The organism is Clostridium sp. ZBS15, from assembly GCF_023845705.1.
Classification (GTDB): Bacteria; Bacillota; Clostridia; order Clostridiales; family Clostridiaceae; genus Clostridium; species Clostridium aquiflavi.
Map to the genome: position 1 here is coordinate 1 of NZ_JAMQHY010000182.1, position 278 is coordinate 278.

Annotated in this window: 1 protein-coding gene; it reads right to left on the reverse strand. The window is 27.7% G+C overall.

Features of this window, described 5'->3' with window-relative positions; genetic code table 11:
* The coding region (locus tag NG904_RS16950; RefSeq protein WP_252232904.1) for a sensor histidine kinase at nt 1-278 on the reverse strand (278 nt) is incomplete at both ends.

Genomic DNA, 278 nt, shown 5'->3' on the forward strand with positions numbered 1-278 from the left:
ACTTCTATAAAACCTATCAAATATACGTTTTTGATCTTCTCCCTTAATGCCTATCCCATCATCCTTAACTGTTACTTTTATACTTTTAGTTAAGTCTTCAACAATTAATTTCACAGATCCACCTTCATTTGTATACTTAAACGCATTCTCAAGTAATATAATAATAGCTCTTTTTATTTTATCCTCTTCCCATGATACTATGATTTCATTTTTAGGCTTAATAACCTGAAAATCTCTATGTCTAATTTCTGCTAAATCAATATAAAACTCACTTATTT